The sequence below is a fragment of the Bradyrhizobium sp. genome (assembly GCF_049586575.1).
Classification (GTDB): Bacteria; Pseudomonadota; Alphaproteobacteria; order Rhizobiales; family Xanthobacteraceae; genus Bradyrhizobium.
Window position 1 is genome coordinate 1 of the sequence record NZ_JBAVCF010000799.1, and the last position, 19,107, is coordinate 19,107.

At 61.7% G+C, this 19,107-nt stretch carries 16 protein-coding genes and 1 pseudogene; 6 read left to right on the plus strand and 11 right to left on the minus strand.

Annotation, left to right across the window (positions count from 1 at the left end; all coding sequences use genetic code 11):
* From WB528_RS28390 to WB528_RS28400, 3 genes and pseudogenes are all read left to right on the plus strand, one after another.
* Positions 1 to 170, plus strand: a pseudogene (locus tag WB528_RS28390) (16S rRNA (guanine(527)-N(7))-methyltransferase RsmG); the annotation flags it as partial.
* Positions 167 to 1,018, plus strand: coding sequence for a ParA family protein (locus WB528_RS28395; RefSeq protein ID WP_423892785.1), 852 nt, complete (start codon positions 167 to 169; stop codon positions 1,016 to 1,018). The pseudogene WB528_RS28390 and the gene WB528_RS28395, both read left to right, overlap by 4 nt.
* A 73-nt stretch (positions 1,019 to 1,091) precedes the next feature.
* The gene (locus WB528_RS28400) at positions 1,092 to 1,973 is read left to right on the plus strand and encodes a ParB/RepB/Spo0J family partition protein (protein ID WP_423892788.1); all 882 of its coding nucleotides are present in this window, start codon (positions 1,092 to 1,094) and stop codon (positions 1,971 to 1,973) included.
* Between the two features lie 44 nt (positions 1,974 to 2,017).
* Here WB528_RS28400 and holA read toward each other — a convergent pair whose 3' ends face one another.
* The 4 genes from holA to WB528_RS28420 all read right to left on the minus strand — a co-directional run bounded on the left by holA (position 2,018) and on the right by WB528_RS28420 (position 8,097).
* Positions 2,018 to 3,046: a DNA polymerase III subunit delta gene (gene holA, locus WB528_RS28405; RefSeq protein ID WP_423892789.1), complete on the minus strand. Its 1,029-nt coding sequence runs from the start codon at positions 3,044 to 3,046 to the stop codon at positions 2,018 to 2,020.
* Between the two features lie 39 nt (positions 3,047 to 3,085).
* Positions 3,086 to 3,637, minus strand: a complete 552-nt coding sequence (gene lptE, locus WB528_RS28410) for an LPS assembly lipoprotein LptE (protein WP_423892813.1) — start codon at positions 3,635 to 3,637, stop codon at positions 3,086 to 3,088.
* Positions 3,630 to 6,254, minus strand: coding sequence for a leucine--tRNA ligase (leuS, locus tag WB528_RS28415; protein ID WP_423892791.1), 2,625 nt, complete (start codon positions 6,252 to 6,254; stop codon positions 3,630 to 3,632). Before leuS ends, lptE begins: the two co-directional genes overlap by 8 nt.
* Positions 6,255 to 6,399: 145 nt before the next feature.
* Positions 6,400 to 8,097: a diguanylate cyclase domain-containing protein gene (locus tag WB528_RS28420; protein WP_423892793.1), complete on the minus strand. Its 1,698-nt coding sequence runs from the start codon at positions 8,095 to 8,097 to the stop codon at positions 6,400 to 6,402.
* Between the two features lie 126 nt (positions 8,098 to 8,223).
* Between WB528_RS28420 and WB528_RS28425 the strand changes: the two genes are divergently transcribed.
* The gene (locus tag WB528_RS28425; protein WP_423892795.1) at positions 8,224 to 8,916 is read left to right on the plus strand and encodes a YggS family pyridoxal phosphate-dependent enzyme; all 693 of its coding nucleotides are present in this window, start codon (positions 8,224 to 8,226) and stop codon (positions 8,914 to 8,916) included.
* A 36-nt stretch (positions 8,917 to 8,952) separates the two neighbouring features.
* On the opposite strand, the gene WB528_RS28430 is transcribed toward WB528_RS28425, so the two are convergent.
* Together WB528_RS28430 and WB528_RS28435 are read right to left on the minus strand one after the other, a co-directional pair.
* Complete coding sequence (locus WB528_RS28430; protein ID WP_423892798.1) at positions 8,953 to 9,738, minus strand: 2-keto-4-pentenoate hydratase; 786 nt, start codon at positions 9,736 to 9,738, stop codon at positions 8,953 to 8,955.
* Between the two features lie 18 nt (positions 9,739 to 9,756).
* On the minus strand, positions 9,757 to 10,326 hold the full coding sequence (locus tag WB528_RS28435) for a L,D-transpeptidase family protein (protein WP_423892800.1): 570 nt from the start codon (positions 10,324 to 10,326) through the stop codon (positions 9,757 to 9,759).
* A gap of 222 nt (positions 10,327 to 10,548) precedes the next feature.
* Between WB528_RS28435 and WB528_RS28440 the strand changes: the two genes are divergently transcribed.
* On the plus strand, positions 10,549 to 11,235 hold the full coding sequence (locus WB528_RS28440) for a response regulator transcription factor (protein WP_423892803.1): 687 nt from the start codon (positions 10,549 to 10,551) through the stop codon (positions 11,233 to 11,235).
* Positions 11,236 to 11,277: 42 nt separating this feature from the next.
* Positions 11,278 to 11,718, plus strand: coding sequence for a cyclic nucleotide-binding domain-containing protein (locus WB528_RS28445; RefSeq protein ID WP_423892805.1), 441 nt, complete (start codon positions 11,278 to 11,280; stop codon positions 11,716 to 11,718).
* A gap of 3 nt (positions 11,719 to 11,721) precedes the next feature.
* Here WB528_RS28445 and WB528_RS28450 read toward each other — a convergent pair whose 3' ends face one another.
* The 5 genes from WB528_RS28450 to WB528_RS28470 all read right to left on the minus strand — a co-directional run bounded on the left by WB528_RS28450 (position 11,722) and on the right by WB528_RS28470 (position 19,047).
* Complete coding sequence (locus WB528_RS28450) at positions 11,722 to 12,537, minus strand: exodeoxyribonuclease III (RefSeq protein ID WP_423892816.1); 816 nt, start codon at positions 12,535 to 12,537, stop codon at positions 11,722 to 11,724.
* 118 nt (positions 12,538 to 12,655) lie between these two features.
* Entirely contained in the window at positions 12,656 to 13,402 is a 747-nt protein-coding gene (locus WB528_RS28455; protein ID WP_423892819.1) for an outer membrane lipoprotein carrier protein LolA, read from the minus strand.
* 224 nt (positions 13,403 to 13,626) lie between these two features.
* Complete coding sequence (locus WB528_RS28460) at positions 13,627 to 16,089, minus strand: DNA translocase FtsK (RefSeq protein WP_423892807.1); 2,463 nt, start codon at positions 16,087 to 16,089, stop codon at positions 13,627 to 13,629.
* Positions 16,090 to 16,136: 47 nt separating this feature from the next.
* The gene (locus tag WB528_RS28465) at positions 16,137 to 17,351 is read right to left on the minus strand and encodes an aminotransferase class I/II-fold pyridoxal phosphate-dependent enzyme (protein ID WP_423892809.1); all 1,215 of its coding nucleotides are present in this window, start codon (positions 17,349 to 17,351) and stop codon (positions 16,137 to 16,139) included.
* Positions 17,352 to 17,601: 250 nt separating this feature from the next.
* Positions 17,602 to 19,047 carry an ammonium transporter gene (locus WB528_RS28470; protein WP_423892811.1) on the minus strand — a complete coding sequence of 482 codons (1,446 nt, stop codon included), beginning with the start codon at positions 19,045 to 19,047 and terminating at the stop codon, positions 17,602 to 17,604.
* Between the last annotated feature and the right edge of the window lie 60 nt (positions 19,048 to 19,107).

Below are 19,107 nucleotides of genomic sequence, written 5' to 3' on the forward strand. Positions count from 1 at the left end.
AAGCGTTGTTTCTCAAAGGCCAAGATGTAGAAGTGGAATTGACCGAAGCTACTAAATATTGGAAAATTGAGCCTCAATTGCATTCCAGCCGCACCGGCGGACATGGCTGGATCGTCGAACTCGACAGTATCGAGCGGCCCACTCCGCCCATCAACGGTAGCCCCCCATGAGCGAAATAGATCAAACATTACAACAGCATAGTCCGACAACCCAGCCCGGCCATCCGCGCATCCTGTCGTTGGCCAATCAAAAGGGCGGAGTTGGCAAAACCACCACGGCGATCAATCTCGGTACAGCGCTTGCTGCGATCGGTGAGCGCGTCCTGATTGTCGACCTCGACCCGCAGGGCAACGCCTCGACCGGCCTCGGGATTGATCGCCGCAATCGCAATTGTTCGACCTATGACGTGCTGATCGGCGAGGCGGCTTTACGCGAATCGGTGGTGCCGACCGCGGTCCCACGCTTGCACATTGCTCCATCGACAATGGATCTGTCGGGCCTTGAGCTCGAGTTGGGAACGACCCCCGGCCGCGCCTTTCGCCTGCGTGATGCGATCACGGCGCTGAACCACAACGTCTTGCCGGATGCCGACTACACCTACGTTCTGATTGACTGCCCGCCCTCGCTCAATCTTCTGACGGTCAACGCGATGGCGGCGTCGGATGCGATCCTGGTGCCGTTACAGTGCGAGTTCTTTGCGCTCGAAGGCTTGTCGCAGCTTCTGCAAACGGTGGAGCAGGTGCGTTCCACGCTTAATCCGAACCTCTCCATCCACGGCATCGTGCTTACGATGTTCGACTCACGCAACAACCTGTCGAACCAGGTCGTCGCCGACGTCAAGCAGTTCATGGGCAGCAAGGTCTACAAAACCATGATCCCGCGCAACGTGCGCATCTCCGAGGCGCCATCCTACGGCAAGCCGGTACTGGTCTACGACCTCAAATGCGTTGGCAGCGAGGCCTATCTCAAGCTCGCGACCGAAGTCATCCAGCGTGAACGCGAGCTGCGCACGCATTGATTTTGCCGATGTCATCGTCATCCAGGCTGAGTACGAAACGGGAGCGGTTGAGTTGAATCCAAGGGAGCTGGCGATGGCCGACGAAGCGCGTTCGCGACTGGGGCGCGGTCTTGCAAGTCTGATCGGGGATGTTGGTGGCGAGGCTGCGCATCACGAACGGCCGCGCGCGCAGCGCAAGGTTCCGATCGAATTTCTCAAGCCGAATCCGCGCAATCCGCGACGGGAATTCCCTGACGCTGAACTCAAGGAACTGGCCGATTCGATCAAGCAACACGGCGTGATCCAGCCGATCGTGGTCCGGCCGGTGCGCGGCGCACAGGATCGCTATGAGATCATCGCTGGCGAGCGCCGCTGGCGGGCCTCGCAAATCGCAGGTCTGCACGAAGTTCCGATCGCGCCTGTCGATGTCACTGATTCCGACGCCCTCGAGATCGCGATCATCGAGAACGTCCAGCGCGAGGACCTCAACGCGATGGAAGAGGCGCAGGGCTATCATGCGCTCGCCAACGAATTCAAACGCAGCCAGGAAGACATCGCCAAGATCGTTGGCAAAAGCCGCAGTCACGTCGCCAATATGATGCGGCTGACGAAACTGCCGGCTGAAGTTCAGGCCTATATTGCGCTCGGGCAATTATCGGCCGGTCATGCCCGCGCGCTCATCGGCGTTCCCGATCCCGTCGCTGCCGCCAAGCGGATCGTGGAAGAGGGCCTCAATGTGCGCCAGGCCGAGGCGCTGGCCCATGTCGAAGGCGTGCCGGAGCGCAAGCCGCAAAAGGTGAGGGCCGGCGGCAAGACCAAGGATCCCAACACGGTGTCGCTGGAGAAGACCGTCAGCGATGCGCTTGGTCTTGCCGTCAGCATCGATCATCGCGATACCGGCGGTATCGTCCATATCCGCTACCGCGACCTCGACCAGCTCGACGACATCGTGCGAAGGCTGGGTTCCAAGACTTAAAGCCCGTCGCGGGCTAACCCACTGCTTTTCGCGCGGCCGCTATTTCAGCCCCGCCGCCTCGCGTTCACCGCGATCGAAAGCAACGCGCGTTGCGCAATGACCGCGGCAAGCGCTGCCTGCTTGCGCATCTCAAGCGCGGCGATGGCGAGCTGATCGATCACCAGCATCAGCCGGACCGGATCGAAGTTGCGCAATGCGGTCTCGACATTTGTCTTTCGCGAGAAATGCAGCCTTGGAAATCCGCCGTCGAGCACGGCGGAGCTCGGTGTTCCCTCCGCGATCGCGACCGCGGATTTGTGCAGCCACGCCGCCTGGCGTTGAGCGGCGGAGATAATCACGCCGGGATAGAGGCCGGCGACCATCGCCTTGACAAACTCGGTTTCGACCACGGACGGGTTTCCTGCAAAGGCGCCGTCGACGATCGGATCGATCTTCAACTCGGATGCGTCGGCCACGACCGCCGTCACGTCGTCGAGCGTCACTTCGCCCCTGCCGTGCGCGTAGAGCGTGAGCTTGCGTAGTTCGTTGCGCGACGCTTGCCGGTCGCCACCCAGTAAAGTCATCAACACGGCGCGGGCGTCCGGTGCGACGCGCAGGCTCGAGAGCTTGAGTTCATCGTCGATCAGCTTTGCCAGGTCGCGCTCGGTGTCGGGATAGCAGGCGATGGCGACCGCCGTTTTGGCGCGCTCGCAGGACTTGCGCAGCGGTGATTCAGCCCGCAATTCGCCGGCCTCGATCACGATGCGGCAATCCTTCAGCGGCGTCTCCGCCAGCGCGTCGATACCGCTCGCAAAACTCCGCGAGCCAGCTCGAACGCGAATGGCGCGGCGGCCACCGAACAGCGGGATCGTCAGCGCCTCGTCGACCAGCCGGGATGGTTCGGCTGAAAGCTCGTCGCCGTCCAGTCGCACTAGCGAAAATGGATCGTTGGGATCGTCAACGGCCGACGCCAGCAACGCCTCGGCGCGCTCGCGCACGAGACCTGCGTCGGGTCCGTAAAGCAGGATGATCGGACGCCCCGGATCCGGCCGGGCCAGAAAGGCATCGATTTCTTTTCCGCGCAGCGCCACCATAGCCGGACAAGCACCTATGCGCGCGCGGCAAGGGGCGCCTCAGGCCCCGGCATAGAAGAACGAGGCAAGCCGCGTCTGGATCCGTTCGGCGATTTCCTGACAGGCGCGATCCTCGGCGTCGCGGAAGGCGCGGGCGCGGGCAAATCGCTGATAACTGCCCGGGATATCGTAGGTGACGCGCGAGGCAGTGGTTCCGGTCATCACCGATTTGTTGGTGGCGTTATCGATCAAATTGAATTGGGCGTTGATGCCATAATTTTCGCTGGTCGGCAGGCCCGTGTTCACATCGGTCATCAGCGAGGAGCGGGTGGTCTGGAACCTGATCTCGAGGCGATGGGTTGGCGAGGTTCCGGTGGCGTTGCCGTAAAGCTTGAACGCCAGCGCGTTGCGGATTTCGACCCCAAGCCGAGCCTCACGCGATGAATTCGGGAAGCTGATCGGCGGGAGATCTACCCCCAACAACTTTTCACGCAGGCCCGGTGTGCCATCCGCATGCTCGGCATACATGGGCTGAAAGCAGCCCGCGGTCAGGGCTGCCAGGGCAGCCACGGCGAGAAACCGAGCGGCGATCCGGAGGCGGATGCTAGCCAACGACATTCACGATCCTCATGGGAACGACAATTACTTTGCGCACGGGTTTGTCCCCCAAGGTTTGTTTTACCGCATCGAGGGCCAAAACGGCAGCCTCTATTTCCGGGTTCTGGGCCGTGCGGGCCACGGTGACTTCGCCGCGTTTCTTGCCGTTGACCTGAACCACCAGCGTCACGGTCTCTTCAACCAGCAAATCTCGTTCGATTTTGGGCCAGTTTGCTTCTGAAACCAGACCCGGCTGACCGAGCACCCCCCAGCATGCCTCGGCGAGATGGGGCATCATGGGCGCGAATAGCTGCACGAGAATGACGGCGGCTTCGCGGACAGCCCAGCTCAGGTCCGGCGCGGGGTGACCAGCGCGTGCCAGGATATCGCCCAGCGCGTTGGAGAATTCCCGGATATAGGCGAGGCAGACGTTGAAATGCAGCCGTTCGATGCCGGTAGAAACTTTATCCAGCGCGCCATGGGCGGCCTTTCGCAGCGCCAGTGCATCGGTGCCGAAGGCCGCGGGTCTCGTCGCGGGCGCGGTGGCGGCAATCTCGGCCGACTCGTTGATCAGCCGCCACAGCCGCTGAACAAAGCGGGATGCGCCCTGAACACGTTCGTCGCTCCAGATCACGTCGCGGTCGGGCGGGGAGTCCGACAGCATGAACCAGCGCGCCACGTCGGCGCCGTAGGTCGCGATGATGTCGTCGGGATCGACTGTGTTTTTCTTCGACTTCGACATCTTCTCGATCGCGCCGATCGCAACCTGCTCGCCGGTTGAGAGCAGCGTGGCGCGGCGGTCGGTGCCGACGCTCTCGACCTTCACTTCCGCCGGCGTGACATAGGCGCCGTCCGTTTTCTGGTAGGTCTCGTGAACCACCATGCCCTGGGTGAACATGCCCGCGAACGGTTCTTCCATGTCGACGTGACCCGTCGCCTTCATCGCGCGGGTGAAGAAGCGGCTGTACAGCAGATGCAGGATCGCGTGTTCGACGCCACCGATATATTGATCGACTGGCATGAGGCGGTTCGCGACGGCAGGCGTGGTCGGCGAATTCTCATTCCAGGGATCGGTGAAGCGCGCGAAGTACCAGGACGAATCGACGAAGGTGTCCATGGTGTCGGTTTCGCGCAGCGCCTTGGCTCCGCATTGCGGGCAATTGACGTGCTTCCAGCTCGGGTGATGGTCGAGCGCGTTGCCCGGCCTGTCGAACGTTACGTCCTCGGGCAACACTACCGGCAGGTCCTTGTCGGGCACCGGCACGACGTCGCATTTCGGGCAGTGAATGACCGGGATCGGGCAGCCCCAATAGCGCTGGCGTGAGATGCCCCAGTCGCGCAGGCGGAAATTCACCTGCCGCTCGCCGACGGGCGCGTTGCCGCGCAGCTCCGCCTCGAGTCTTTTCGCGACCTCTTCCTTGGCTTGCTCGATCGTCATGCCGTCGAGGAAGCGCGAATTGATCATGCGCCCTTCGCCGTCATAGGCCGTGTCGGTGATCACGAACGTCTTCGGATCCTGTCCGTCCGGGCAGACGACGGGAGTGTTGCCGAGATTGTATTTGTTGACGAAGTCGAGGTCGCGCTGGTCGTGGGCTGGACAGCCGAAGATCGCGCCGGTGCCATATTCCATCAGCACGAAATTCGCGACATAGACCGGCAGCTTCCAGCCCGGATCGAATGGATGAACCGCACGAATGCCGGTGTCAAAGCCCTGCTTCTCGGCGGTGTCGATGACTTCCTGCGCGGTGCCGATGCGTTTGATCTCGGCGATAAATTCGGCAAGCTTCGGGTTCTTCGCGGCAGCGGCTTGCGCCAGCGGATGGTCAGCCGAAATCGCCATGAATTTCGCACCGAATAACGTATCGGGGCGAGTGGTGAAGATTTTCAGCTCGCTTTCGCCCGCCGGTGTCGTGAGCGCGTCGAGCGCGAAGCGGATCAAGAGGCCCTCGCTGCGCCCGATCCAGTTGCGCTGCATCAGCCGCACCTTGTCGGGCCAGCGGTCGAGCGTGTCGAGCGCGTCCAGCAGTTCCTGCGAGTACTTCGTGATCTTGAAGACCCACTGGTTCATCTCGCGCTGTTCGACCACCGCGCCGGAACGCCAGCCGCGACCGTCGATCACCTGTTCGTTGGCGAGCACCGTCATGTCCACCGGGTCCCAGTTGACCTTGCGCTTCTCGCGCTCAGCCAATCCGGCACGCAGGAAATCGTTGAACATCTTCTGCTGGTGTTTGTAGTAGGACGGATCGCAGGTGGCGAACTCGCGGCTCCAGTCGAGCGACAGGCCGATCGAGCGCAACTGCTTCTTCATCGCGGCGATGTTGTCGTAGGTCCACGCCTTCGGCGCCACCTTCCGTTCGATCGCCGCGTTTTCCGCCGGCAGTCCGAAGGCATCCCAGCCCATCGGATGCAATACGTTGAAGCCCTTGGCACGCATGAAACGCGCCAGCACGTCGCCAAGCGTGTAGTTGCGGACGTGCCCGATATGAATCCGCCCCGAAGGGTAGGGGAACATCTCAAGCACATAGTATTTCGGCCGCGGATCGTTGTTCTCCGCGGCGAAAATCGCCTTTTCGTCCCACTGGCGCTGCCAATGGGGCTCGGACTCGCGGGCGTTGTAGCGTTCGGAACTCATGGAATCGGTCGGCTTTTCGTGGATTCGGGCCGTCCTCGAAGGACGGCGGACTAGGCCACAAAATCAGCTTTCCGGTCAACGGGTCGCAGCCAGAACAGGGACCGGTTCGATTGTGATCGAACTGCTCAATTGTAACGAGGTCGGGCTAGCTCACCATCGCGATGGCGCTGCCATTCTCGGCCGTTTGGCCGAGGCTGTGCTCGGCCACGGCGTTGCGGCCATTGCGTTTGGCCACGTAGAGGCTCGCATCCGCAGCTTCCAGGAGATCGCTCGGGTGGAGTGCTTCGCTCGGCCTGACGCCGGCCACCCCCACGCTGACTGTGACCGCCCGATGATCGGAGGTGGCGTGGGGTATCATCAGGCTTTGCACCGCTGCCCGCACCATCTCGCCGATCTCAAGCGCGCGGGTGGTCCCGGTACCCGGCAGCAACAGGCTGAATTCCTCGCCACCATAACGGGCCGCAAATCCGGCGGTCGCGGTCGCCAGCCCGGCCAACGTCTCGCCGATGCGCGAGAGACAGGCATCGCCCTCGGGATGGCCATAGGTATCGTTGAACATCTTGAAATGGTCGACGTCGATCATCAGGAGCGCCAATTCGCCGTTGACCTGCTCAGCTTTCGCCCATTCAAAATCGAGCCGGCTCTGGAATCCGCGGCGATTGGCAAGGCCCGACAGCATGTCGATCGAAGCCATCACGGTCAGACGATCGTTGGACGCGATCAATTCGCGCTCCCGCTCGAAAAGCTGGTTGGCCATCTTGTCGAACGCGCGGGCGAGCGGCGCGAATTCGGTCGGCAATCGGCTGCTGGCCGCGCGTACCGACCAATCGCCGTCACCGAAGCGCCGTGCGACCGCCACCAACGTGTAGATGGGCCGGATGATCAGCTTTTCGGCCGCGAACAGCGCTCCCAGCAGCACAAACACGCAGACGAATCCAAGCTGCAAGTAAGCGTTGCGAATGTCGTGGTTTATGTCCGCGGCCACCCTGGCCTCGTCGACGATCAGGATCAGGCGCGACTCGGTGCCGTGAATGCGCGAAAAGCTCAATGTCAGCCTGGCGCCAGTCGGAGATGGGAACGAAATCAATCCAGACGGCTGATCGGGATTGATCGCCCTTGTGACCGCGTTCGCCAGCGCCGGCACGCTATCGAGCGGGCGGCCGACCATGCGGGAGAGGTCCGCCGGCGCCGCCAGCACGGTCCCCGCGCTGTCGACGAGAAAGGCCATAATGCCGTGACGACCACTGAGGTCGTGCATGACCTTCGACATCCAGTCCAGGTTGACGCTGGCCACGATGACGAGATCGGATTCGGGATTGACCGCGGCAACCGGGTAGGCCGCGATCACAATGGGTTCACTGTCATACTTGGACGACAGAAAATCGCTGAAGATGAGATCGCGTGCTTGCCGCGCTCGCTTCAAATAAGTTCGATCGCTGAGATCAAGACCAATCAGCTCATCAAGCGTCGCACATTTGATCCGGCCGTCGCCGCCTACGATCGTCAGATTGCGGATCCACGGCAGCTTGACCGGAAGGCTGGCCTGGAGCGTATCGCAACCGGGGTCAGAAGTTTGCTTGGAAGCCTGGATATGCGCGGCCGACTTCAGCACGGTTTCGACCGAAGAAATGGCGTCGCGCTGGCTGTCGGCGCTCTGTTGCGCGATCCGCGAGAACTCCGAATAGGCGAGCGCGATCTGCTTATTGCGCGTCTCCTCGAGCGAACGGGCGCGTTCCAGCATCAACGGCGCCACCAGGATCAGCGCCAGCAGTGCAAGCCGCGCGCGGATTCCAAACAGCTTGCTCAGTTCGGTTGTTTTGCGCTTGAAGCCGAAGCCAGACATGCTAGTCCCCACCCGAGGCACACGATACAGGGAGGGGTTCAAGAAGCCCTACTTGGATTCCATAAAAATGGAACTATTGCAAAAATTCCTAAATCGGCAGATCAAACATCCGCAGATCGAACACCCATGACCACCGAAGGCTCGTCGCCGCTAACCGAACATTTACCAACCGGACTTGCCGCTGTCGAAGAGGCCGTTGCGCGGGCCTGCAGGGAGGCGCGCCGCGATCGAGCGTCGGTAACGCTGGTTGCCGTGTCCAAAACATTCGATGCGGACGCGATCGAGCCGATCATCAAAGCCGGGCAATGCGTATTCGGAGAGAACCGGGTTCAGGAAGCCAAGGCCAAGTGGCCAAGGTTAATGTCGGCTTACCCCGGCCTCTCCTTGCACCTGATCGGTCCGCTGCAATCCAACAAGGCCAAGGAAGCGGTGGCGCTGTTCGATGCGATCCATTCGGTCGACCGTCCGAGTCTATGCGAAGCGCTGGCCAAGGAATTCAGTACCCAAGCGCGGCGACCGCAATTGTTCGTTCAGCTCAACACCGGAGAGGAGCCGCAGAAGGCCGGCATTGCGCCCGCTGATGCCGACGGCTTCATTGCAACCTGTCGCGAGAAGTATGGCCTGCCGATTTCGGGCTTGATGTGCATTCCGCCGGTCGATGAAGCCCCGGCGCCGCATTTCGCGCTGACGGCCAAGATCGCCGCGCGAAACGGCCTGAAAAATCTATCGATGGGCATGAGCGCGGATTTCGCCATCGCGATCCAGATGGGGGCGACCCACATCAGGGTTGGCTCGGCGATTTTCGGGCATCGAGGCTAAAACTAGTCGTCTCGGTCTGGCACGCATGTGTAGCGTCTAGCTGAACCCCACCGACACTTTGCCGAACACGCCGAAATCTGCGACGAACAAGTCACCGGCCTGGATCGGCAAGGGCGTGCAGCAGGTCCCCGTGGTGACGACTTCGCCTGCCCGCAACGTGATTCCGAGCGCGCGCAGCTCATTGGCGCACCAGGCGAGCGCCATGCGGGGATCGCCGAGCACGTTCTTGCCGTGGCCGATATGCCGCCCGCCGCGCAGCGTGACGACCGGCCGCTCCTCGATGAGGTCGCAAGCGCGCCAATCCGCGCTGGTTGCGTCGCCCAGCACGAAGAGGTGCGCGCAGGCATTATCCGCGATCAGCTGGGCTTCGCCCGCGCCGACAAAGTCTGAGAAGCGCGAATCTGGAATTTCAATCGCCGGATGCAGCGTGCCGACGGCGTCGAGCACCTCCTGCAAAGAGTAGGGGTTTGCCCGCGGCGGCAAGTCGCGTGCGAAGCGGAACGCAAATTCAGCCTCGCCGACACGCATCTCGTTACCCCTCATCGAGGCCGTGCCGCCGCTGTCGATGACGGTCTCCGCGAGGATGCGCCCGGCGAGCGGTCCGCTGACATTGATGTGTTTCTGGCCGGCTTCGCTCGTCGCCGCGATCTTCCAGCCAAACAGTTTGCCGGTCGAATGTCCGCCGAGCGCGGCCTGGATTGCATAGCCATCGAGCCGGCCTTGCGGCCGGATCGAGGCGTCGAGGCTTTCAAGCTTGGTACCGGCGCGCCAGTGATCGTTGAGCGTCTTCGCGGCAGCCGCAATTTTGGCATTGTCGAGCATGGTGCTTCCCGGGGGATTTCATCCGATGATGATCTTCGTCCGCGGCCCGATCCGCCGCAAGAGCTGCAGCATCGCTGATCTTGTCATCGAGACGCAGCCGGCGGTCGGTAAAAAATTCGGTCGCGCCAGATGCAGGAATACCGCGCTGCCGCGGCCGGCGACGCGTGGTGAGGTATTGTGATCGATCTCGATAATGAAATCGTAGAGATGGTCGTCACGCCTGAGCCGGTCGCCATGATCGTTGCGGCCGAGTTTCATCGGCCGATTGTAATGCCGGCTCGCAGGGTCTTCACACCAGGCGTCATCAGGACGGATGGCGCGAACAGGCAGGAAGGTTTGCGGCCTTTGGTGTCGATCGGCGCGCCACCACAAGCGCTTTGGCAGGAAAGTCCCTTTTGGGGTCCCACCGTCGCTCTCGCGCTTGTTGGCGATGATTCCACCGCGTCCCAAAGCAACCGGGACCGTTTGCTGACCGGCAGTGAGCCACCCCCGGCGAGGATTACCAGCGGCGGCACGCACCCGCAGCGACGCAAGTGGCTGAGCGCGCCTCATTTTTCGATAAGTATCTGAAAAACGGGAATTATCCATGCGTCCGCAGAGTCTCCCGAGGGGTTGCCATGGGACAATTGGACCGGTCGCATTACAGGACATTCATCTAAATGCATCCGAATCCTGGGTTAGATTGCGTTTTGGCTTGTGAATTCGTAACAGCCGCATACCTCATGACGAAAGTCTTGAAGAACCCCGTTTGATCAATATGACGCGCCCCAACCCCCGGGCCGCGCGCGCTGCCTTCAAAGGATTGTACCCATGGCCAATGCCCGCAAGATCCTGATCGTAGATGACGATACCGATCTGCGCGATACGCTGGTGGAGCAATTATCGCTACACGACGAATTCGAAGCTTCCGCTGTCGATACCGGCGCCAAGGGTGCGACCGCCGCCAAAACCGATGCTCCCGATCTGGTGCTGATGGACGTGGGGCTGCCCGACACCGATGGCCGCGAAGTCGTGCGCTCCTTGCGCAAGGGCGGCTTCAAGGCCCCCATCATCATGCTGACCGGACATGACACCGATTCGGATACGATCCTGGGTCTCGAATCCGGCGCCAATGACTATGTCGCCAAACCGTTCCGCTTTGCGGTGCTGCTGGCGCGGATCCGGGCGCAGCTCCGGCAGCACGAAGCCAGTGAAGATGCCGTTTTTTCGGTTGGTCCCTATAGTTTCCGACCCGGATCGAAGATGCTGACGGGAGCCAATGCGAAAAAGGTGCGGTTGACAGAGAAGGAAACCGCGATCCTGCGTTTCCTGTATCGCGCCGGCCAGCTTCCCGTGTCGCGCGAAACGCTGTTGCAGGAGGTCTGGGGTTACAACTCCGGCGTCACCACCCACACGCTGGAAACCCACATCTATCGTCTGCGCCAGAAGATCGAAAAAGACGCTGCCAATCCGGAGATATTGGTGACCGAAGCCGGTGGCTACAAGCTGGTGCCGTGATACGATTCGATTAACGATTCGTCGCCGCGCAACTGGTCTTTCATGTCGATCGAGGATGATGTTGCTCTGCTGGAGCGTGTCCCGACCCTTCGCGTGCTGGGGACGACGGCTTTGCGCATGCTGGCGATCGGCTCCGAACAACGCGATTTCCGGCGAGGTGCTGTGCTCTTCCGCACCGGCGATGAGGCGGATGGCGGTTTCGTCGTTCAACGCGGCTCGTTTCGCATCGAAGACGGCGGCGCCGCGCTGGTGGCCGGCCCTGGCGCATTGATCGGCGAGCTTGCGTTGATTAACGCCGCTCGGCGACCCTCGACCGCGACCGCGCTGGAAGATTCGTCGGTGATCCGGGTAGCGCGTAGCCTGTTTCAACGCGTGTTGGAAAGCGATCCTGCGGCGGCCCGCCGGTTGCGCGATGAATTTGCCAAGCGTACAAGCCAGATCGCCAGCGATATCCTGATAGCGGGCGCCAAGCTCTCCACATGAGCTTCAAACGTCGAGCGTGACTGTCACAGGAACGTGGTCGGACGGCCGCTCCCAGCCGCGGGCATCGCGCGCAATCTGAAAGGCGCTGACGCGATCCTTGAGCGCGCGCGAGACCCAGATGTGGTCGAGCCGGCGGCCACGATCGCCGGCTGTCCAGTCGGCTGCGCGATAACTCCACCAGGTATAAACCTTCTCCGACATTGGAATGCGGTCGCGCGCGACGTCGATCCATTCACCGTGATTCTGGGCCGCCAGCAGCTTCTCGCATTCAATCGGGGTGTGGGAAACGATCTTCAGGAGCTGCCGGTGAGACCAGACGTCGTTCTCATGCGGCGCCACATTGAGATCGCCAACCAGGATGTGGTGATCGTCACCTCGTGGATGCAGCGGCTCGCACGATTTCATTTCATCGAGAAAACGAAGTTTGTGTTCGAATTTCGGATTGACCGCGGGATCCGGAATGTCGCCGCCTGCCGGTACATAGAAATTATGCAGCGCCAGCGGCTTGGAGAGTTGGGCGCGCTCGCCAAACTCAACCGAGATATGGCGTGAATCGAGCTTGTCGCAGAAAGTTCGGATGTCGGTCTTCTCGAACGGCAGCCGTGAGATGATGGCGACACCGTGATAGCCCTTCTGGCCGTTCAGGGCGATGTGTTCGTAGCCGAGACGGTTGAAGCGCTTTAACGGAAATGCATCGTCGATGCATTTGGTTTCCTGCAGGCACAGGACATCGGGCCTCACCGACTTGAGGAATTTGGCGACGAGATTGATGCGCAAGCGCACCGAATTGATATTCCAGGTTGTCAGGGAGAAGCGCATGCGGACCAGCGAGACAAGTGCGTCCAAAGATGACGCATGTCTCCAACCCGCAAGCAAGGATGAAATTCAGAATCCGGCAAGGAGCAGTGGATTGTTCGACGCGATTGGATTCGAAAGATCAGCCCGGCGGAAAGGTATGTTCCGTCATATCGATCTTGAACATGCCCGGATCGATCTTCCTGGATGTATCCAGGTTATAGACTGCGACGGTGGTGTCGTAACCTTGCGGATCGGTCACCGTCCATTGTTTGAGTTGGCCGTCTTTGGCGCCGACCATCAGCATCAGGCGGCTGGTGCCCGTCAGCAATTGCCGCTCCTCGATGGTGACGCTGATGAACAGATCGTCGGCGGTCACGCTGACGACATTGGTATCCTTCATCAGATCGATGCGGTCTGACAGCAAATATCGCAGCGGCGTTTGCGACAGCGGGTAGAGATCCTGGGTCGCAAGGTTGCGATCGCGCACCGCCACCATCGATCCATCCGCGACGATCGCGACCGGATTCGGTGCTTCATATTCGAAACGCACCTTGCCTGGCTTCTGGATGAAGAACTGGCCCTTGGTCTTCGAGCCGTCGGGCCCGACCTGGACAAAGTTTCCGACCAAGGTCTGTAGCGACGACAGGTAGCTGCTTATTTTCGCGGCTTGGGCTTTTTGCTTGTCGTCGAAGCTTGCGAAAATACTCAAGGGGACGTTGCGATGAGGGTCGGGGATGACGGGGTTAGGCACCTGCGTCGCGCCCGTGGTCGTCATCGAACCTTTTTGCCCGTCCGCCGCAGCGTCGCGGCCTTTCGGCGCGGCCTTGGGAACTGGAATGCTTTGCGGCGGAATCGGCGCCTGTGCAAGGGCCGATGTCGAGACCAGGCTAAAGGCTGCCGTGACCGTCAACGCCGCTGCGGCTCGCACCAAGACGACGCGCCCGAAGGACAGCGCGAATCGCGCGGCGATTCGATTTTTCTGATTTTCAGTCAACGCATCTTCCCAATGGTCCGCCGCCCTTTTATCGTGCTTCGCGCTTGGGCGGCTATCGTTTTTCCGTGAAAAGGATAGCAATTGGTGGGGCTTTTGGGGGCTCACGCAGCGGCTAATCAGAAGCCGCCTTCTTCTTCCTCAACGAGAATTTCGCGTTTGCCGGCATGGTTGGCCTGTCCGACGATGCCCTCAAGTTCCATTCGTTCCATGAGCGATGCGGCACGATTGTAGCCAATTTGTAGCCGGCGCTGAATATAACTGGTCGAGGCCTTTCGGTCGCGCTTGACGATGGCCACTGCCTGCGAGAACAGATCGCCTGCACCATCGCTGCCCATGCCGGTGGAATCGAATACCGCGCCGTCTTCGTCGGCGGGTTCCTCGGCTGTCACAGCCTCGAGGTATTCGGGCGATCCTTGCGTCTTCAGATGGCGCACCACCTTCTCGACCTCTTCGTCCGAGGCGAACGGGCCGTGCACGCGGCTGATGCGCCCGCCACCCGCCATGTAGAGCATGTCGCCCTGTCCAAGCAGCTGCTCGGCGCCCATCTCACCCAGGATGGTGCGGCTGTCGATCTTCGAGGTAACCTGAAACGCGATGCGGGTCGGGAAGTTCGCCTTGATCGTGCCGGTAATGACATCGACCGATGGGCGTTGCGTGGCGAGGATCACGTGCAGGCCCGCGGCGCGCGCCATCTGAGCGAGGCGCTGCACCGCGCCTTCGATGTCCTTGCCGGCGACCATCATCAGGTCCGCCATTTCGTCGACGATGATGACGATATAGGGCAGCGGCTCGAGGTCGAGCTTCTCTTCCTCGTAGATTGCCTTGCCGGTCTCCTTGTCGAAACCGGTATGCACGGTACGCGTGAGTTCTTCGCCCCTGGCTTTGGCTTCGACGAGGCGTGCATTGTAGCCGTCGATGTTGCGCACGCCGAGCTTGGACATCCGCTTGTAGCGTTCTTCCATCTCGCGCACCGCCCATTTCAGTGCCACCACGGCCTTCTTCGGGTCGGTCACGACCGGCGTCAGCAAATGCGGAATGCCGTCATAGACGGACAGTTCGAGCATTTTGGGATCGACCATGATCAACCGGCACTGGTCGGGCCGCAACCGGTACACCAGGCTGAGGATCATGGTGTTGATGGCGACCGATTTGCCGGAGCCGGTGGTGCCGGCGATCAGCATGTGCGGCGTGCGCGCGAGATCGATGATAACGGGATCGCCCCCGATGGTCTTGCCGAGACATAGCGGGAGTTTTGCGACGGAATCGTGAGTCTCCTTCGCGGTAAGCATTTCGCGCAGGTAAACCTTCTCGCGATGCGCATTCGGCAATTCGATTCCGATGGCGTTGCGGCCCGGCACGACGGCGACGCGTGCCGAGAGCGCACTCATCGAGCGGGCGATGTCGTCGGCCAAACCGATCACGCGCGAGGACTTGATGCCGGGCGCGGGCTCGAGCTCATACAGCGTGACCACCGGCCCGGGATTAGCCTTGACGATCTCGCCGCGGACGCCGAAGTCCTGCAGCACGACTTCGAGCCGGCGCGAATTGGCTTCCAGCTCCGCCTTTGAGAGGGGCTGACGATCGGACGCCTTGGGCGCAGCTAGCATCGACACCGCCGGGAAATCCCATTTCTCGGATCTCCTCGCGGGCGATTTCGGTGCAGCCTTCTTGCGCGGCGCACGCGCTGCCGGAGCCTCTTCGTCTTCTTCCTCATCGTCCAGCTCGTCTTCATCCTGCGGAGCGAGGGAAGGAGCGGTGCGGCCGCCAAGACTCCGCTCATTAAGACTTCGCTCATTAAGACTGGGCTCATGGCGGTCGAAGGATAAGGCGCGCTCGGTGGGCGCACTCGAGACCAGCCAGCGATAGGCCGCACCCAACAGCCAGGACAGCCTTGCCTTCGTGCTCATCAGGGCGTGCACGGCCCAGCCGAGCGAGATCGAGCCGCCGTCCTCGTCGTCGAGGGCTTCGTCATCATCCTCTTCGATCGGTGCTGAATCTTCTTCCTGCTGAAGCGAACCGATACCGCTCGCAACGAAGAAAGTTGCGAGAGTAGCTGCGCCAAGAAGTATTCCAAGCCCGAGGCGGTAGAGAAAGCCGGGTGGTCCAAACACGACGGCCGGAGCACGCACCAGCGCATCGCCGACGACACCACCGAGCCCGGTCGGCAGTGGCCATGCTCCGCCATGCGGCCAGCAACTGGCGAAACCGGCGGCAAACACCGTGCACAATAGCCAGCAGCCGAGCCGCAGCGCTTCGCGGTCGAAACCGCGATGGGTCAGCATGCGCCAGCCCCAAACGGCGATCGGCAAGATTAGCATGATCGCCCCGAGCCCGAGAATCTGCATCAGAAAGTCGGCGCCGATCGCGCCGGGATAGCCCGCAATGTTGTGGATCGGACGCGACGTGGCGTGGCTCAGGCTTGGGTCCTGCACCGACCATGTCATGAGAGCTGCCGCGGCGCCGGTGGCCAGCGCCAGCAGGCCAAGGCCTGCAAGCTCACGCAGGCGGCGGACAAGCGCCTCGCGGATCGCGGTCGGCAACTGGTTGACCAGGGGAATGACGCGTTCAATCGCCGGCATGCGCTTCAAGCCTTTGGAAAGATCGGTTCGTTTCTTCGGGTCATGCTTCAGCCCAAAATCTGAACCAGCCGATGCAACGCCTCGGCTGTTGTTTCACTGTCTGCGACCAGCGCGAGGCGAATGAAGCCCGCGCCGGGATTGCTGCCGTCCGGCTGCTGCCTCGCGAGGTAGCTGCCCGGGATCACCCGGACGCCGGCGTCCCTGTAAAGCTTGATGGTCGCAGCTTCATCGCCGCCTTTGGCCGAGACGTCGAGCCAGACACAGAAGCCGCCGGCCGGACGCCGATAGCCGTATCGATTGCCGAGAATCTGGTCTGCCAGATCGAACTTGGTCCGGTAGAGCCTGCGGTTTTCCTCGACATGGGTCTCGTCGTCGTAAGCGGCGACCGCGACGTGCTGGACCGGAACCGGTACCTGGGGCGCGGCGACGTTTCGCAGCTCGTGAAACACGCTGAGAAATCTCTTGTCGCCGGCAGCAAAGCCGACGCGCATGCCGGGTAGATTCGAACGCTTCGACAGTGACTGGAATGCGACCACGTTGGCATAATCGCCGCCGGCGCATTCAAGCATGCTGCCGGGCGCTTTCTGCGTGTAGATTTCCGAATAACATTCGTCGCTGAAAATCATGAAGCCGAAGCGGTCGGCGAGTTGTTTCAGGCGGCTGAAATATTCCTTTGAGGCGACCGCGCCTTGCGGGTTGGCCGGGGAAGCGATGTACATCGCCACCGTCCTTGCCAGTGTGGCCTCGTCGAGCGTGTCGAGGTCGGGCAGGAATCCGTTGGCGACCGTGGCCGGCAGATAGACCGGCTCGCAGCCGGCGGCACGCGCGCCGGCGCCGTAGGCCGGGTAGAACGGATTGGGCATCAGGATCGCCGGCCTCCCCTTGCGTTCGCCGACGAAGCGGGTGGCGGCAAGGGCTGCGAAGAACAGCCCTTCGCGGCTGCCTGAGAGCACCAGAATTTCGGTTTCGGGATCGATGGCCCGCGGCAGGTCGAAACGTCGCGAGAGCCAGCTAGCCGCGGCGCGCCGGAAGGGTTCGATACCCTTGGCGATGGGGTAGCGGCCAAATTCGGCGATGTGCTGGGCCAGAATCGGGCCCACGAACCCGGGAACCGGGTGCTGCGGTTCGCCCAATGATAACGTTATCAATGGCTTAGATGGCTGGTAAGGTGCCAATAGCTCGGTGACCCGCAAGAAAGGCGAGCGCTCGCCCTCCTGATTTCCGCCGCCCTGCGGGGCGCGGGATGATGCGGTTATGGCCATACTTGTCGCGCCAGCACTTGTGATGCCGCCGGTTTCGGGACCGGTGGATGTGGATCAAACCACCATAGATACGGCGAGGTTAAGACGCGATTAACCATCGGACCCGGCAGCGAAATCCATCTTCCGGATTCCGAAGAAAAGAAGGGGCTCCAGCTTGCGCTGAAGCCCCTCAACGGTCGGAGCATTGCCGGGTATGTGCTCAAACCGTAGTTCTGGGCATCCCTCCGGGGAGAGAATGCCCCGGGAGAAATCACATGTTGTAGGCGCGTTCGGTGTGCTCGGTGAGGTCGAGGCCCTCACGTTCGCTTTCGATGTTGGTGCGCAAGCCGACGATGACATCGACGACCTTGTAAAGAATCGCCGAGCCGACACCGGACCACACCAGCGTGGTGCAGACGCCCCAGATCTGAGAAACCAGCTGCGCACCGAGCTCGTAGTCGGCGATCTTGCCGGTGGTGTAGTCCAGGATGCCGGTGCCACCGAGCGCCGGGTTGACCAGAATGCCGGTGCCGATGGCGCCGATGATTCCGCCGATGCAGTGAACGCCGAAGACGTCAAGCGAGTCGTCGTAGCCGAGCGCGTTCTTCACCGTGGTGACGAAGAACAAGCAGACCACGCCGACTACAAGGCCAAGCGCGATGGCTCCCATCGGGCCGGCATATCCGGCTGCGGGAGTGACCGCGACGAGTCCTGCGACCGCGCCTGACATGACACCGAGCACCGAAGGATGACCCTTGAGCATCCACTCGGCAAACATCCACGACAAGGCCGCCGCTGCGGTCGCGACGAACGAGTTGGTCATGGCGAGCGCAGCGCCGCCGCTGGCTTCGAGGTTTGAACCGGCATTGAATCCGAACCAGCCGACCCAGAGCAGTGAAGCGCCGATCATGGACATGGTCAGCGAGTGCGGCGCCATCAGATCCTTGCCGTAGCCGATGCGCTTGCCGACGATCAGCGCGCCGACAAGGCCGGCGATTCCGGCGTTGATATGCACGACGGTTCCGCCGGCGAAGTCGATCGCGCCCTTCTTGAAGACCCAGCCGGCGTCGGCATTGACCGCGGCGAGTTTGGCTTCAGCAGCGGCCTTGGCGGCAGTGTCGCTACCCGCGGCCGCGATGGCTTTCACCGCATCCGAGATCGCGTCCGGGCCCGCCCAATACCAGACCATGTGAGCGATCGGGAAATAGATCAGGGTGACCCACAGCGGAATGAACAGCGCCACGGCTGCGAATTTCATGCGCTCGGCGAACGCGCCGACAATGAGCGCCGGCGTAATGGCCGCAAAGGTCATCTGGAAGCAGACGTAGACGAGCTCGGAGATATTGGCGTCGACGCTGAAGGTGGCGGCCTTGGAGTCCGGCGTTACGCCCATCAGAAACGCCTTCGAGAATCCGCCGATGAAGTCGGAGCCGCCGGTGAAAGCGAGGCTGTAGCCATACAGCGCCCAGAGCACGATGACGACGCAGACCGTGTAGAACACCTGCATCAAGACCGAGAGCATGTTCTTGGAGCGGACGAGGCCGCCGTAGAACAGCGCGAGGCCCGGGATCGTCATCAACAGCACCAGTACCGTCGAGGTCAGCATCCAGGCATTGTCGCCCTTGTTGATGGTTGGTTCCGCATAGGCACCGGTGGCGGCGAACACGCCGACGGCGAGAGCCGCCAATCCCGCGCTATAGCGACGCTTGAACGTCATTTCGTTTTACTCCTGATTGGAAAAGGTTGAGCGCGCGGGGTCAGAGCGCCGCAGCGTCGG